General features: G+C 48.8%; 18 protein-coding genes. 9 read left to right on the top strand and 9 right to left on the bottom strand.

Annotated features, from left to right (window positions below; translation table 11 throughout):
* Nucleotides 1–804, bottom strand: a complete 804-nt coding sequence (thiD, locus tag ABD980_RS00705; RefSeq protein ID WP_345368889.1) for a bifunctional hydroxymethylpyrimidine kinase/phosphomethylpyrimidine kinase — start codon at nt 802–804, stop codon at nt 1–3.
* A 148-nt stretch (nt 805–952) separates the two neighbouring features.
* On the opposite strand from thiD, the gene ABD980_RS00700 reads away from it, so the two are divergent.
* The 4 genes from ABD980_RS00700 to ABD980_RS00685 are packed head-to-tail and all read left to right on the top strand — an operon-like array spanning nt 953 to nt 2,890.
* Nucleotides 953–1,117, top strand: coding sequence for a rubredoxin (locus tag ABD980_RS00700; RefSeq protein WP_077733889.1), 165 nt, complete (start codon nt 953–955; stop codon nt 1,115–1,117).
* 57 nt (nt 1,118–1,174) lie between these two features.
* On the top strand, nt 1,175–1,765 hold the full coding sequence (locus tag ABD980_RS00695) for a YqgE/AlgH family protein (RefSeq protein ID WP_260650035.1): 591 nt from the start codon (nt 1,175–1,177) through the stop codon (nt 1,763–1,765).
* Complete coding sequence (gene ruvX / locus ABD980_RS00690) at nt 1,758–2,159, top strand: Holliday junction resolvase RuvX (RefSeq protein ID WP_300647178.1); 402 nt, start codon at nt 1,758–1,760, stop codon at nt 2,157–2,159. The genes ABD980_RS00695 and ruvX overlap by 8 nt, the downstream gene beginning before the upstream one ends.
* Nucleotides 2,156–2,890 carry a lysophospholipid acyltransferase family protein gene (locus ABD980_RS00685; protein WP_345368883.1) on the top strand — a complete coding sequence of 245 codons (735 nt, stop codon included), beginning with the start codon at nt 2,156–2,158 and terminating at the stop codon, nt 2,888–2,890. The genes ruvX and ABD980_RS00685 overlap by 4 nt, the downstream gene beginning before the upstream one ends.
* A 7-nt stretch (nt 2,891–2,897) precedes the next feature.
* On the opposite strand, the gene ABD980_RS00680 is transcribed toward ABD980_RS00685, so the two are convergent.
* The 8 genes from ABD980_RS00680 to mpl are packed head-to-tail and all read right to left on the bottom strand — an operon-like array spanning nt 2,898 to nt 11,221.
* On the bottom strand, nt 2,898–3,725 hold the full coding sequence (locus tag ABD980_RS00680; RefSeq protein WP_345368881.1) for a symmetrical bis(5'-nucleosyl)-tetraphosphatase: 828 nt from the start codon (nt 3,723–3,725) through the stop codon (nt 2,898–2,900).
* Nucleotides 3,722–4,885, bottom strand: coding sequence for an LPS export ABC transporter permease LptG (gene lptG / locus ABD980_RS00675; protein ID WP_345368879.1), 1,164 nt, complete (start codon nt 4,883–4,885; stop codon nt 3,722–3,724). Before lptG ends, ABD980_RS00680 begins: the two co-directional genes overlap by 4 nt.
* Nucleotides 4,886–4,897: 12 nt before the next feature.
* Entirely contained in the window at nt 4,898–5,617 is a 720-nt protein-coding gene (mtgA, locus tag ABD980_RS00670) for a monofunctional biosynthetic peptidoglycan transglycosylase (protein WP_345368877.1), read from the bottom strand.
* Complete coding sequence (gene aroE / locus ABD980_RS00665) at nt 5,614–6,444, bottom strand: shikimate dehydrogenase (RefSeq protein ID WP_345368875.1); 831 nt, start codon at nt 6,442–6,444, stop codon at nt 5,614–5,616. Before aroE ends, mtgA begins: the two co-directional genes overlap by 4 nt.
* Nucleotides 6,441–7,295 (bottom strand): energy transducer TonB, encoded by an 855-nt coding sequence (locus ABD980_RS00660; RefSeq protein WP_345368873.1) that lies wholly within the window; start codon nt 7,293–7,295, stop codon nt 6,441–6,443. Before ABD980_RS00660 ends, aroE begins: the two co-directional genes overlap by 4 nt.
* Nucleotides 7,292–9,211: a ribonuclease catalytic domain-containing protein gene (locus ABD980_RS00655; RefSeq protein WP_345368871.1), complete on the bottom strand. Its 1,920-nt coding sequence runs from the start codon at nt 9,209–9,211 to the stop codon at nt 7,292–7,294. Before ABD980_RS00655 ends, ABD980_RS00660 begins: the two co-directional genes overlap by 4 nt.
* A gap of 34 nt (nt 9,212–9,245) precedes the next feature.
* The gene (locus ABD980_RS00650) at nt 9,246–9,836 is read right to left on the bottom strand and encodes a YqiA/YcfP family alpha/beta fold hydrolase (protein WP_345368869.1); all 591 of its coding nucleotides are present in this window, start codon (nt 9,834–9,836) and stop codon (nt 9,246–9,248) included.
* An 8-nt stretch (nt 9,837–9,844) separates the two neighbouring features.
* Entirely contained in the window at nt 9,845–11,221 is a 1,377-nt protein-coding gene (gene mpl, locus ABD980_RS00645; protein WP_345368867.1) for a UDP-N-acetylmuramate:L-alanyl-gamma-D-glutamyl-meso-diaminopimelate ligase, read from the bottom strand.
* Nucleotides 11,222–11,342: 121 nt separating this feature from the next.
* On the opposite strand from mpl, the gene ABD980_RS00640 reads away from it, so the two are divergent.
* The 5 genes from ABD980_RS00640 (at nt 11,343) to prmA (ending at nt 15,267) form a co-directional block, all read left to right on the top strand.
* On the top strand, nt 11,343–11,831 hold the full coding sequence (locus ABD980_RS00640) for a TlpA family protein disulfide reductase (RefSeq protein WP_345368865.1): 489 nt from the start codon (nt 11,343–11,345) through the stop codon (nt 11,829–11,831).
* A 138-nt stretch (nt 11,832–11,969) separates the two neighbouring features.
* Nucleotides 11,970–12,401: a type II 3-dehydroquinate dehydratase gene (aroQ, locus tag ABD980_RS00635; RefSeq protein WP_260650047.1), complete on the top strand. Its 432-nt coding sequence runs from the start codon at nt 11,970–11,972 to the stop codon at nt 12,399–12,401.
* A 72-nt stretch (nt 12,402–12,473) separates the two neighbouring features.
* A complete protein-coding gene (accB, locus tag ABD980_RS00630) occupies nt 12,474–12,935 on the top strand; it encodes an acetyl-CoA carboxylase biotin carboxyl carrier protein (RefSeq protein WP_300646724.1) in 462 nt (153 codons plus the stop codon).
* 4 nt (nt 12,936–12,939) lie between these two features.
* Complete coding sequence (gene accC / locus ABD980_RS00625; protein ID WP_260650049.1) at nt 12,940–14,286, top strand: acetyl-CoA carboxylase biotin carboxylase subunit; 1,347 nt, start codon at nt 12,940–12,942, stop codon at nt 14,284–14,286.
* Between the two features lie 66 nt (nt 14,287–14,352).
* Nucleotides 14,353–15,267 carry a 50S ribosomal protein L11 methyltransferase gene (prmA, locus tag ABD980_RS00620; protein ID WP_260650050.1) on the top strand — a complete coding sequence of 305 codons (915 nt, stop codon included), beginning with the start codon at nt 14,353–14,355 and terminating at the stop codon, nt 15,265–15,267.
* Nucleotide 15,268 lies beyond the last annotated feature (1 nt).

Here is a 15,268-nt window from a genome sequence, read left to right as displayed (position 1 = left end):
CTAGTTCCGGTTCAGACCTTGGTTTATAATGCGAGCGCCCATTCCTGCTTGAAAAGCATGGGGAATGGCATCATGTATATGGTGGATTGCTGCAGCACAGGCCTCGGCCATTGGTAGTCCTTTGGCCAAAAAAGCGCAGATGTTGGTGCTTAATAATCCTTCGGTGTCTTGCAGCCGTGCTGATGGCACAGGGCTTTGCCATTGCTGTTGTAAACCATCTTGATTATAAAGCTGGTGCAAAACTGTAACGGACTCAGGCTGGGGCAGTGAGCAAAATACCCATTCGGTACCACAGTCCAATAAACTGTTGATCGGGTTGTTTTGCTCGGGCAGCAGCCCGTCTGCCTGCCATTGCATCAGAAGGGTCTGGTCAGCCACGACCAAATCGGCTTGTGGGACGACGAGCTGACAGATGGCGTCGGTAATCTCATCCACATCGGCATTATTGCTTAAAATACTGTCGTCAGGGATGGATTGTAGGTGGAGCACCAAGGGCAAATCCGGGTAGTCCGCTGCGATTTGCGCTAACACGCTGGCGGTATCAATGCTATAAATAGGACCGGCTTTGATACTATGTACCGACATATCCTCAAGTAAGCACCGCATTTGATCATACAGAATATCCGGTGCTGTAAGGGTGATTTGTTCCGTGTGAGTCGTATCTTGAACATGTGATGCGGTGACGATACTCAAAGCGTGACAACCGACAGCGGCGCAGCTGATGGCATCGGCAGGCAGATACATAGCCCCCGTTGGGTCTAATGGTGCAAAAATCAATACGGTGGGCGGAGGGGTTGCAGTCATAGCAGCCATGAAAATGAAAAAATGCGAAACGATTAGCGTGAATCAAAAATAAACAGGTACTATCTTTTGTTTATTTTCAGTATTATCAGTTCATTTTAATAGATTGCCTCTTGTTTCGGGCAATCCTTGTTTTTTAGTGAGTTTTATTATGAGTACATGGATGTGTTTGATCTGTGGATGGATCTATGATGAGGAAGCCGGTTTACCCGAAGAGGGCATCGCTCCAGGCACCAAATGGGAAGACGTCCCCCCTAACTGGGTGTGCCCTGAGTGTGGTGCGCGTAAAGAAGACTTTGAAATGATTGAAGTCTAACGTATCCATGTCTTTAACGCCTTATTCCCTTGGTTGTTTTGATTCCAGGAGATTGTGATGCCAACCACAACAACATCGTCTCACCTACAGCGCGTGGATTTTTCGCGGCAGTTGCTGGTCGCCATGCCCGGCATGGTGGGAGGAAGCTTAGCGGATACGGTCATCTATATCTGTGAGCATAACGAAGAGGGCGCTTTAGGGATTGTGATCAATCGACCGACAGATTTAACTTTGGGCGACCTACTTCAGCGCATTGATTTAGACCTATCACTAGAGATTGGGGTGCGTCAAGACACACCGGTGTTTTTTGGGGGGCCGGTACAGACCGATCGTGGTTTTGTGCTGCATCAGCCTGTAGGGGATTACAGCTCGAGTATTCGTATGGGGGATGTGGCGTTAACGACTTCGCGTGATGTATTGCAAGAGGTGGCAGCTGGTGGTGGTCCTGATCAGCTGCTGGTCACTCTGGGTTATGCAGGCTGGGGCGAGGGGCAGCTTGAAGAGGAAATGGCCCAAGGGGCTTGGCTCCATGTGGAGGCCAATGTGGATATTTTGTTTACTATCCCCGCTTCGGAGCGTTACCAAGCCGCGTTAGCGCAGCTTGGTATTGATCCTATTATGTTGACAGGAACTGCAGGTCATGCCTGAGGCTGCAACATTACTCGGCTTTGATTATGGCCTTAAAAAAATCGGTGTGGCCATAGGCAATACCCTAACCGCACAGGCGCGTCCGTTGACAATTTTACGTCCTGTGACAAAGCAAGAACGTTTCGCTCAAATCGAGCAGTTATTAGAGGAATGGCAACCTGATGCTGTCGTAGTGGGGCTGCCATTAACCTTGGATGGGCAGGAGCAGTATAGTTCGCTGCGTTGTCGGCGCTTTGCGCATCAACTGCATGGGCGCTATGGCCTGATGGTGCACTTAGTCGATGAACGCGGCTCAAGTCTAGAGGCACAGGCTATTTTAGCGACGCATGCTGACGATGATGCAGTGGCAGCGGCGGTGATATTACAACGGTGGTTGGATCAAAAAGCAGAATGAGCGTGTGGCGATTTGTATGGCGCCTTAGCGCGCTTTTTTTGTGGGTAGGGCTGGGGCTGCTTTTACTTGCTTTAGTTTTTCCTTTTTTGCAGCAAGCAGGGCGTAATCAGCAAATTCGGTGGTGGTCCCGTGGATTATTGCACTGGTGCGGAGTTCGCGTGGATTATATAGGGCAGGTGGTGACGGCCACACCGGTGTTATTTGTGTCTAATCATGTGTCATGGTTAGACATTTTTATTTTGAATGCTCAGCGTGCAACGGCTTTTGTGGCAAAAAGTGAAATTCGCCGTTGGCCGGTATTGGGTTGGCTAGTAGCGGGGGCTGGTACGGTGTTTATCGAGCGCGGGCAGCGCCAAGCCATTAAGTATGTATCAGAGCAAATGCAGGCGTTGTTTAGACAAAATCAAGCGATTGGATTGTTTCCTGAGGGCACAACTTCTGATGGTTTGGCAGTGGGCAGTTTTCATGCAAGCTTATTTGAAACCGCATTGAGCACAGGGGTGGATATTCAGCCCTTAGTGTTGCGTTTTTATGATGGTGAACAGCGCAGCCCCCGAGTGGCGTTTGTCGGGGAACAAAGTCTTTTGCAAAATATGTGGTTGCTTTTAAGTCGCCCCGGAGTGCGGGTGGAGTGTGAGTTTTTAGCCGTATTGCCGCATGCGCAGAATCGACAGCAGGGGCGCGTGGAAACAGCACTTCAAGCTCAGACCGCTATCCAAAAAGCGCTTTAGCACTATGCTAGTTTGGGCGTAGGGGACCGTCTTGGTTGGCGACTTGTACAATTTGGCGTGTACGTAAATCCACCGCCGTGAGCTGCCCGCCCCATAAGCATCCGGTATCAATCCCCATCACATCGGCACGCATATATAAGCCTAGTGTCGACCAGTGGCCAAAGATTACAGGTGTTTCGATTTGGCGGTTTTCCATATCAAACCAGGGCGTGAGGCCTAGTTGGGCTTTGGGGGCGCCTTTATATTGATGGTCGATTTCACCTTTGGCTGTAAAATGCCGTAAGCGTGTTAGCGCATTAACGGTGTAGCGTTGTCTTGCGATGGGCTCCAAATCGTTTGCCCACTGGCTGGGCTGATTGCCAAAGAGTTGAGCAATATGGTCCTGCCAATGAGGGCTTTGTAATGTTTGCTCAACCTCATGGGCTAGGTGTAATACTGTCTGCAAGGACCAAGCAGGGTGTAGCCCTGCATGAATGATAAGGTGACCGGCATGGTGCAGCGCTAAGGGTTGGTGGCGTAACCAGTGAATCAGCGCATCGGCATCGGGAGCGGTTAGCACCGAAGACAATGTATCCGATCGATTACATTTGCGCTGACCAGCCGCTACACCAAGTAAATGCAGATCATGGTTGCCGAGTACCGTTTGTGCGCGTTTTCCTAGAGCTTGAATTTGACGCAATACTCCGACAGAGTCAGGACCTCGATTGACCAAATCCCCTACAAAAATAAAGTGAGCGTTGGGGTCTTGCAGTGCAGGTTGTTGGAGTAAGTGACGTAGGCTTTGTGCGCAGCCTTGTATATCGCCGATGACCCAAATAGAAGAACGGTGTGTCATGCCGCATGCTCCGAAGTGATTTTTTTACGCCAGCGGTGCTTATTTTCAATAATAAACAAAGCCAGTAGCGCCAAACACAAAGCCAATAAGCTGGGTAGTAAAGCCGTAACCCAAGGTTGCCAACGGCTTAGCATGCCAACGTTTAAGGCGAGCTGGTTCATCATAAAAAAGCCGACCCCGATTAAAATGCCAATAAAGATTTTACTGCCCACACCACCACGGCGTGTCTGCATAAAGCTAATGGGCGCGGCAATGGTAATCATGACCAATAGCGAAAAAGGGTAGGCAATTTTGCGCCATAAGGCCACCGTTTGGCGGTCGGATTGCAACTGGTTACTGTCTAAGTAATCAATATAATCCATCAGGTCATTGATCGTCATGCGCTCAGGAGTGAGAATACGAGCGAGTAAGCGCTCTGCACTTAAGCTTGTGTTTAAACGTAGATGGTCAATGCTTTCACGAATGAGTAAGGGTTCAGTACGTACGTATCCTTGCTGTAAGGCATCTAAGACATTTTCAGGAAGCTGTGCATGTTGCACTTGTTGTAGATGCAGTTGACCGTCTTGGAAGTAACCGCTTTTTGCTTGAATATAAGCGCGTAGATGCTGTTTTGAGTTAAATTCAAAAACCGTAATTTCTTGCACCGTGGATTTATCGGCTAAGCGACCGATATTGATGAGACGCATTGTGTCTTGGCTCTCGTTTTCTTTAAACCAGTAGCCACTATGTAAGCGCCCTCCACCCGCACGCCCCAGCAGTTTTAAACTGCTTTCGCTGGCTTGGATTTCCGCGCGTGGGGTGATGTATTCGGATAGGGCTAATGCCCCTAGCATGGCTGGAATCGTGATCACCCACAAAAGTAATAGCAGCTGTAAACCACTAACACCCGCAACACGCAGCACAACAAGCTCATTCCGTTGTGCTAGTCCAGCCAATGCTAATACCGCACCGATGAGCAACCCAATGGGTAAAAGTTCATAGAGTTGGCTAGGTAAGCTAAGCGCTTGTAGATATAACAGATTGGTTAGGCTAAACGTGGCGCTTAATTTGTCTAAATCCTCGATTAAATTAAAAAAGCTAAATAAACCAATCAGAGCCAGTAAGACGACTGCACTGGAGCGGTAAATTTCGGATGCAATGTAACGGCGAGCGGTGCGCATAAAGTAAATCCATTAAGGTATGCGAACTTGGCGCATACGTTGCATGATGGTGTTAGTGCGGCGTTGTAAATAAGGGGTGTTGCCATTCCTGTCATAAAAAACAGGGTTAGGTAGCATAGCAGCAAGCCGCGCCGCTTGGCTAGCGTTGAGCTGTTTGGCATCTGTTTTAAAATAGCGCTGTGCGGCGGCTTGGACGCCAAAGTCTACTTGCCCCCACTGGGCCATATTTAAATACAGTTCTAATATACGTTGCTTAGGCATCACGTATTCGATCATATAGCTTAAGATAAGCTCTTGGCCTTTACGTGTATAGCTACGGGACGTAGAAAGAAAAAGATTTTTAGCCAATTGTTGCGTTAGGGTAGAGCCACCACGACGTCGTTCGGACCCCTGAGCCGCCTGTTTTTTATTGTATTCCCACGCTTGGCGTATGGCCTGCCACTCGACTCCGGTGTGATCCAAAAAATTGGCGTCTTCGGAGCTAATCACCGCGCGTTTAATATGTGGGCTGATTTGATCATAATCCACCCACTCAAAACGTAGCTGTACGTTTGGATCGTCTTTGCGTAGCTCGCTTAGGGTCTGACGCATCACGGCACTGGAGTTAGGATTATAAAAATTAAACCAGACGATACGCACCAAAAAGCTTAGCTGATACAGCAGTACCAGCGCTATGGAGACGAGTAAGACAACGGCGAGCCGTTTGGCAGGGCTAGGGGATGTGTGTTTCATGACTCCAATTGTTGGCGTAAAAAGGTCAGTACTGGGGCAGGATCTGGACGTTGTCCATGCCAAATCGCAAAGCTTTCTGCTGCTTGGCCAACGAGCATACCTAAGCCGTCAGCACTGTGGCTGGCGCCTTGTTGTAAGCAGCTTTGCATAAATGGCGTAGGCTGAGCCCCATACACCATATCGTAAGCCAACGCCTGTGAGCTAAAACTAAGGGGTACGTCTAATGGGTGGCGCGCTTGTAGGCTGCTCGAGGTGGCATTGATAACGATATCCCAGATGCCCTGGGTGTTGTCTAAACCGCCGGCCTCTAAAGCTGAAGTCGTATGTGCTAAGGGGCTGATGAGTTGTTGGGCTTTGGCTGCTGTGCGATTAACCACACGTAGTTGCTTGACCCCTGCTTCGATAAGAGGAAGAAGCACGCCGCGCGCTGCACCACCCGCACCAATCAGCAATACACGTTGCTGCTTTGGATCAAAACCTAAACGGATTAAGTCTTGTACTAAGCCAATACCATCAGTATTACAACCATGCAGTTGGCCATCTTGCATCCAGAGAGTATTGATTGCACCTGCTTGTTGGGCACGGGGGCTGATTACATCTGCTAAAGCAAAGGCCTTTTCCTTGAAAGGGACCGTGACATTTAAGCCCCGTCCACCTTGAGCAAAAAAACCACGCACATGATCAGAGAAATCATTGTCATTTGCTAAGAGACGCTGGTACTGCAGAGCCAATCCACACTGCTTGGCAAAGGCATGATGAATCTCTGGAGAGCGGCTATGCGCAATGGGATTGCCGATGACGGCACATTGTAAGGGATAAGAAGTCATGGTGATTGCGTACTAAGTTGACCTTGGGTGAAATGCCAGCTCCGTGTGATCGCAAGCACATCAATCTCTGCTTTCATTTCTGGACTAAATGCTTCAAAAGGAGCAGCTAAACGAATAATGCGCTGAGCCGCTACATTAAATAGCGGATTGTGAGCTGGCTGATGAATATCGACCTTGAGTAAATGTCCTTCATTATCTATGTATACCGTCATTTGTAAACGGTCAGAGAGCTGTCCCTTGGCTTGTTCCGGATAATGCTCTGTGCCTAAGCGTTCGACTTTAGCGCGCCAAGCCTCGATATACGCCGCATAGGGCGAGGCTTTGGTCGTAGGTGCATCAAAATGAATGCGTGGTTGGGCATTATGGTGTTCGATCTTGGCTTTAAGCACATGAATTTTTTGTGCAAGCTCATTTTGATGAGTGGTTTCCTGAGCGGCGTGAAGGGTTTCAGTCTGATTTTGGGCAGACTCTTGTTGCGCATGCTGCCACTCGGACTCGAGTTGCATCAGCAATTGTAGTTGTTCTTGTTCTGCTTGGCGCAAGCGCTCGCGTAGCGCTTGTAGCACGAGCTCATTGGGGGTGGGTAGGGCTTGCCCACTAAATGGTGCGCTGGCGGCATTGGTAGGCTGCCCGCTCCCTCCACCAGCGGACTGCCATTGTGCTAACAGCAGTGCTTCAAGCACAGGCTCATCATTTTTGTAGTTAATGAGAGCCACTTCTGGTTCGTTGGATAAGCGTAAGGAATGGTTGGTGGGCCAAAAAAGATAAAAAAAAGCGCCATGAATGGTGAGCGATAAGGCAATAGCTAACCAAAGGTAATCAAAAGGAGATAAGAGGCGCTTTATCATCATTCGAGCAAAGGAGCCTGATCGGGTTCAGGTAGAGGAAGAATTTCACGAACGCGACAGCTAACGGTAAGCGTTAACTCGTCGGTGGTGAGTAAGTCCAGTATAACTTTTTGCCCACGTGTCACTTCTGTTAGGCTAGGCACACGCGTTATAAAAGGTGCAATATCAAAGCGTACAAGATCCTCTTTGATGACAGTGGCGGGGATTTGTTCAATTTGTTGCTGTTTTAGCCAACGTAATACCCAGTAGCGTTCAAGGCGTTGTTGGAATTCATTCCATGCCGTATATTGCGCATCAAACGCCCCAATAATTGCAAATAAATCGGCTTCTTTAGGTTTAAAAGGCGCAACAAGCCGCGCCGATACCCCATGTTCAGCCGCCGCCATAATTTGCCACTGATTGACTAAATCCACATAGCGGCGTAACGGAGAGGTTGACCAGGCATATTGTGGCACACCAATGCTTTCGTGAGGCAGGGCATGGGTCGACATGCGGGTACGCATATTTTGTTGTGAGCGATAAATCCCAGGTACATCGTATTGGGCGAGTAAGCCACCCCAAAGATTATTAGCCAAAATCATCATTTCAGCGGTGATTAAGCCCAAGGGGGCATTGCGCACACGTGGTATGAGGTGCACGATGCTATCGGGGTTGTCGGGCTCCCCTTCGAGTTCAAATAAAAACTCAACCCGATTATTGTTCTCGGGTTTGCCTCGAATCTGTTCACGCTGCTTGGCTAAAAACTGGGTCACGGCCCATAAGGGGCGTATCCAGTCGGCATAGGGCAGGTCCTGATTAGGGTCATTAAGCGCTTCTAGGGTAACGAGTGGATCAAGATCGTTTTGCCGTAGATTTTCTTTGACTTGAATTCGTTCCAGGCGTGTATGGTGTTGGAGAATTAGGCCTTGCTCCAGATCAATGTCCACGTATAAGGACACAGCAGGGCGCTCTAACCCAGCATCCAAAGAAAACTGACGAATCACATTTTCGGGCAACATGGAAACTTTTTGCCCGGGGGTATACAGAGTGGATAAGCGTTTGCGCGCTAGTTGATCTAGCTCGTTATCACGCTGTACTGCTAACCCTGGGGTAGCAATATGAATACCTACGCGCCACTGCTGTGAGCCAATGGCTTGAATAGAAATAGCATCGTCAATCTCGGTGGTGTTAGCGTCGTCTAAAGAGTAGGCTTGTACTTCGGCCAAGGGGAAGTCCTGCCCCCAACCATTTTTTAGCTCGATTTCAGGAAAATCGGTGCCCTTAGGAAAATAGTGTGAGAAAAACCGATATCGATGAAGGGCTAAGGGGCTAGACCAGGCATTTAAATCCAGCAATAACTGTTCTGGGCTAATCGCTAAATGCTGTACGGCAGCATCAAAGGCTTTCCACTCTATACTATTTTTATCGGGTGAAGTGAGCAGGTGATTGGCAACAGCGGCGATCTCGGCGGGTAGCTCGCCAGCGATCATGGCTTGCGTCCAAGCTTCTTGTTGTTCTGCTTGCTGACGTTTTTTTTCTATAGCTGCCAAAGCGGCTTGAAGAATGTCCTTGGGGGCGGCTCGGTATAAGCCTTTGCCCCGTCGGTGGAAGTAAGCGGGCGCACTATGCAAAGCCAAGATCAAAGCCGTTTTCTCGACGGCGCTAGGTGGGTGACCAAAATATTCTTGAGCAAAATCCACCGCATGGAACTCGTCTTCGGGTGCGCACTCCCATAAAAAATCAATATCAAAATCCGCAGCGAGTTGTTCTGCTTGTTCTAACAGTAAAGTGGGTTCAGGCGCACTAAATTCAAAAAAAACATTATTTTTACGAATTTTACTGCGTTTGCCAGTGGCTGACTCTACCTGTAACGTGGTATCAGCTTGAGAAAAAATTTTTTCGGCTTTGAATTTGCCGTTGTCTTCAAAAAGGACGTACATAAGAACCTTGGGTGTTAGAACAAAAAGCAGAGTGTCAGCTACACAGGGTAGGGTCTATAAAGTGTAAAACAGGGTGTAGGTAAAGATCAAAATCCGCGATACCGTGATCACTGCCAAAAATGAGTAGGCCTTGGCTGCCATGAAAGGCCTGGAGCATTTCTTGGTGGTTTAAGACCTCGTCACCACTGGCCGCGAGTAAATAATAACGTTGAGGGCTGCTAACCTGCTGTGGTTGCATGGCGGAGAGCTCATCAACATACTGTGGCAAAAACTCAAAAGGCTCATCAGAGTGGTACATTGTGTGGGTACCCACCTGCGTGGCTAAATCACGAGGAGCGTGAACCGCAGGATTAAGTAGAACGGCCTTGCAACCCCATTGCTCTGCGAGTACATGAGCATAAAACCCACCTAATGAAGAGCCGATGATTACGAGCTCTTGGCTCGGATTGGTGAGTTGGGCTTTTTGGATCAAGTCATTACACAGGGCAATAGCGGCCGCTGGGCTTGCCGGTAACTGGGGGCAGACCCAACGATGGCTTTGGTTTTTAGCCTGCATTACATGTGCTAGTACTTGCGCTTTATAAGACTGGGGAGAGGAGCGAAAGCCGTGAAGATAAAGAATCATATCAACCTTTACTCTGAAAAACGGTGGTCTAAGCCATTGAGAATATGGTCATGCACACCCCCAAAGCTGCCATTACTCATAATTACAATATGATCATGGGGTTGCGCGTGAGCCACCACGGCTTGGACCAGCTGATTGAGATCCTGATATACCGTGGCTTTGCTGCCTAAAGGGGCAAAGGTAGCGTGGGCATCCCAGTTGAGCGCGTGCTTACCTTGGGATTCGCTATAGCAAAAAGTATGATCCGCATCAGCTAAAGCGCCGGGCAAGCGAGCCGCCATGGCGCCGAGCTTCATGGTATTGGAGCGCGGCTCAAGCACGGCAATAATGCGCTCTTGATCGGTTATTTGTTGGCGTAAACCGGCCAGCGTTAAGGCAATCGCCGTGGGGTGGTGAGCAAAATCATCGTATACACGGATATGATTTACTGTGCCGCGTAGTTCCATGCGTCGCTTAATACCCTGAAAATGGCTAAGCGCCTCGCAACTTTGTTGAGGGGAAATTCCTACATGGTGGGCGGCGGCAATGGCGGCAAGCGCATTGAGCCGATTATGCTCACCGCTTAGGTGCCAATGAATGTGACCTTGTGGTTGCTGATTAAAATCAACGCGTACAGACTGTGGGTCGATTTGTTCGGCGTACCAACCAGTGGGGGAGTCCAAGTAACTGACGGGTGTCCAACAGCCGCGCTCAAGCGCACGGTCTAATGCAGGGCTGTCTTGGGGACGAATAATCAGACCATGGCTAGGAATTGTACGCACCAGATGATGGAATTGGGTTTCGATAGCGGCCAAATCCGCAAAAATATCCGCGTGGTCAAATTCTAAATTGTTTAAAATGGCAGTGCGCGGTCGATAGTGGACAAATTTAGAGCGTTTATCAAAAAATGCGGTATCGTATTCATCCGCTTCGATGACAAACAACGACTGTTTGGCATCAAAACGAGCGGATACCCCTAAATCAGGTGCGACGCCACCGATTAAAAAATTAGGTTGGCGCTGATGGTACTCCAGAATCCAAGCTAACATGGAACTGGTGGAGGTTTTACCGTGGGTGCCAGCGACAGCAAGCACATGCTGTGAGCGTAGTATATTCTCGCCCAACCATTGTGGCCCAGAGGTATAAGGTAAACCTTGGTCTAAAATGGCTTCCATCAGTGGGTTGCCACGACTGACTACATTACCAATCACGAATAAATCAGGCTTGAGCTGAACTTGATCGGCATCATAGCCTTCGATTAAATCGATCCCTTGCTCTTGCAGCTGGGTACTCATTGGGGGGTAAACACCCGCATCGCAGCCTGTAACACGATGCCCAGCAGCACGGGCTATCAGTGCTAAGCCCCCCATAAACGTACCGCAAATACCTAATATATGAATATGCATAAAACCTCCATTTGCTCCCATTTTAGACAACATTTGCTTGCTATAAAGCAAAAATGGAACTTTTTATAGAACCTCAGTTCTAAATAGAGCAAAAACCAAAGGAAAGGATACTGAGATCGTCATGTTTTTACGCCGTTTAGCTGCTTTTTGGATCACCATTCTCTTTGCGTTGGGGCTAAGACCTGCGTTAGCACAGTCTGTGTTCGAGTTAAGCGTTGATGACCTGAATGGCGAAAGCACCGCGTTATCACAATACACGGGAAAACCCTTGGTTGTTAATTTTTGGGCGACATGGTGCCCGCCTTGTGTAGAGGAAATGCCTGACTTAGAGGCGCTGAGTCAATCGCATACAGATGTACAGTTTGTTGGTTTAGCCATAGATACACAGCGTAATGTCAAAAGATTCTTACAGGAAATACCCGTTTCGTATGATCTTTATGTGCCGGGGCATAGTGGCGTCAAGCATATGCGTGCGCTCGGTAACCCCAAAGGGGGGCTGCCTTTTACTTTGGTGATCTCGGCAGATGGTACGGTGGTGCATCAGATTCTTGGTCAGATCGACAAAAAGGATTTAGATAGCAAAATCAATAATTTGAAAAAAACCCCTTAACTTGCCGGCAAACAACGGCTTTTTCGTTTAAACTACAGCCGTATCTTGGGCTTTTTTATGTTAAAAATGCTTGTTTTTATAGACAAACAGGGCTTTTTGGCGTAAAAAAGCGATCTATAATTATCACGTTATTAAGCCATGGCTCGTCATATACTTGTGATACATGGACCCAACTTAAACTTGTTAGGCCAGCGTGAACCGCATATTTATGGTTCACAGACCTTGGATGATATTAACCAGCATCTACGGCACGTGGCAGCAGACTTAGGGGGTACGTGTAGCACTTATCAAAGCAACTCCGAAGGCGCTCTGGTGGATCGTATCCATCAAGCGCGTCATGAACAGATCGATTACATCGTAATCAATGCTGGCGCGTACACGCATACGAGTGTGGCGATACGTGATGCTTTGGCGGGCGTTGCTATTCCCTTTATCGAGGTACATTTATCTAATGTGCATCAACGCGAAACCTTTAGGCACCATTCCTATTTATCGGACTTGGCTAAAGGTGTTATTGTGGGTTTAGGGGCTTATGGCTACGAAGCCGCATTGCGTTATGCTATGGCTTAATCTTTCATCCAATTTTAACAGCACCCTGACCGTTTTTAGTGATACACGGCAGTGGTGTGGCAGGAAACATGCATGGATCTTAGAAAACTTAAAACCTTAATTGACCTCGTTGCAGAGTCTGATATTTCTGAACTCGAAGTCACCGAGGGTGATGGCAAGGTCAGAATTGTTAAGTCGGCCCCTGCTGCACCTCAACAAATGGTATACGCCACAGCGCCTGCTGCGATGCCGATGGCTGCACCAGCTGCTGCCGCTCCCGCCGCAGCACCCGCCGCAGAAAGTGCTCCTGCTGTGCCCGAGGGCCATGTGGTAACAGCACCAATGGTGGGTACATTTTATCGCGCTCCGAATCCTGGAGCAGCTCCATTTGTAGAGGTAGGCCAAAGCGTTCAAGAAGGTGACGCGCTCTGTATCATCGAGGCGATGAAGCTGCTTAATGAAATCGAAGCAGATAAAGCCGGTGTTATTAAAGAAATCCTTGTTGAAAATGGTGCGCCCGTCGAATACGGTCAGCCCTTGTTTGTGATTGGCTAATTTCATGTTTGAAAAGATCCTTATCGCTAACCGGGGGGAAATCGCCCTACGCATCCAGCGCGCTTGTCGCGAAATGGGTATTAAAACCGTAGTGGTGCACTCCGAAGCAGACCGTGATGCCAAATATGTACGTTTGGCCGATGAATCGGTTTGTATTGGTCCGGCGAACCCCCGCGAAAGCTATTTAAATATGCCCGCTATTATTGCGGCCGCCGAAGTCACGGATGCAGAAGCCATTCACCCTGGATATGGTTTTTTGGCTGAGAATGCAGACTTTGCTGAGCGTGTCGAAAAAAGTGGTTTTGTGTTTATTGGTCCTCGTGCTGATACGATTCGCCTGATGGGTGACAAGGTCACTGCGAAAAAAACCATGATCGAGGCTAATGTACCGGTGGTACCAGGCTCGGCAGGGGCATTGCCCGATGACCCAGAGGAAATCATTCGCATTGCTCGTGATATTGGTTACCCCGTCATTGTCAAAGCTTCCGGTGGCGGAGGCGGGCGCGGTATGCGTGTTGTTTTCACCGAGGGGGCTTTATTGAATGCGGTGGCGACAACTCGTGCTGAAGCCGAAGCGGCATTTGGTAACCCTGACCTCTACATGGAAAAATACCTGCAAAATCCTCGCCATATCGAGATCCAGGTGTTAGCCGATGGTAATGGTCATGCAGTTTGGCTCGGTGAGCGCGATTGCTCTATGCAGCGCCGTCACCAAAAAGTGATCGAAGAAGCACCTGCTCCCGGTATTCCGCGTAAGCTGATCGAACGCATTGGTGATCGCTGTGTGGATGCATGCCGTAAGCTCAACTATCGCGGTGCGGGGACGTTTGAGTTTCTCTACGAGGATGGTGAGTTTTATTTTATCGAAATGAATACGCGCATTCAGGTAGAGCACACCATTACCGAGATGGTTACCGGTATTGATTTGGTGCAGCAGCAGATCCTGATTGCTGCCGGTGAAAAATTCACTTTGCGCCAGCGTGACATCCAATTCAAGGGGCATTCTATCGAATGTCGTATCAACGCCGAGGACCCATTCAAATTTATTCCTAGCCCTGGACATATCTCCAAATGGCATACACCAGGGGGCCCAGGGATTCGCATGGACTCGCACGTGTTTGCTGGCTATACCGTGCCTTCGAACTATGATTCCATGATTGGTAAGCTGATTAGCTATGGCGAAACGCGTGAGCAGGCGATTGCTCGCATGGACATTGCTTTATCAGAAATGATCGTCGAAGGGGTGAAAACCAATATTCCACTTCATCGTGAACTCATGCAAGACCCACAGTTTCAGTCGGGCTCGTTTAGTATCCACTATCTTGAAGAAAAATTGGCAAAACGCCCTTAATGGCGAACTCGCGGTAAAATATAAAGCAGAGGCTTGCCTCTGCTTTTATTTTTTGGAAAACACCTTATGCGTGAAATCGTTTTATTATGTGCGGAAGAGCAGGCAGAACAGGTTTCTGATGCCTTGCTTGAACTAGGCGTTTTGTCTGTTTCAGTAGAAGACGCTGATGAAAATACCGATGCGGAGTCCCCGCTTTATGGCGAGCCTGGTTTAGAACCCGAGGTCTTTGCTTGGCGACGTAATCGGGTAGTGGCGTTGTTGCCCGAGGACGCGGATGCTGCCGAAATGGTTCAGCAGTTGCGCGACCACCAGATCTTAGATATCGACGAGGGAGACTGGCATGTACGAGATGTACCAGATAACGACTGGGTCCGCTTAACGCAGTCCCAGTTTGGTCCGATCGAGGTCGGTGAGCGTATTTTGATCGTACCGAGCTGGCACGCCGAAGACGCTGTGGCGCAACAAGCGCAAAGCGAAGGCAAAGTGTGTATTCAGCTGGATCCAGGCTTGGCTTTTGGCACAGGGAGCCATCCCACCACACATCTATGCTTAGAGTGGTTATCAGAGCATTTGCAAGCCGGACAAACCGTTTTAGACTATGGGTGTGGTTCAGGCATTTTAGCGATTGCAGCAAAGAAGCTGGGTGCTGGACATACTGATGGGGTGGATGTGGATGAACAAGCGGTGTTTTCCACACAGGCAAATGCGCAAAACAATAGTGTGTATGTGAATGCGATGTTGCCAGGAGACCTGCCCGAGCAACAATATGATGTAGTGGTAGCGAATATTTTAGCTAACCCCCTGAAAATCCTTGCGCCGATGTTAGCAGCACGCGTTAAACCCGGTGGTTTTTTAGTGTTGGCCGGTATTTTTGAGTGGCAAACGGCAGAGATGCAAGAGGCTTATAGCGATTATCTGCATTTAACCCCTTGGCGTGAACGCGAGGGTTGGATTGGTTTGGTGGCGCATAAGCAAAACTAAT

It is taken from the genome of Paenalcaligenes hermetiae (assembly GCF_039543645.1).
Lineage (GTDB): Bacteria > Pseudomonadota > Gammaproteobacteria > Burkholderiales > Burkholderiaceae_B > Paenalcaligenes > Paenalcaligenes hermetiae.
Note: the sequence above shows the minus strand (reverse complement) of the source record. Positions and strands in the feature narration are given on the sequence as shown.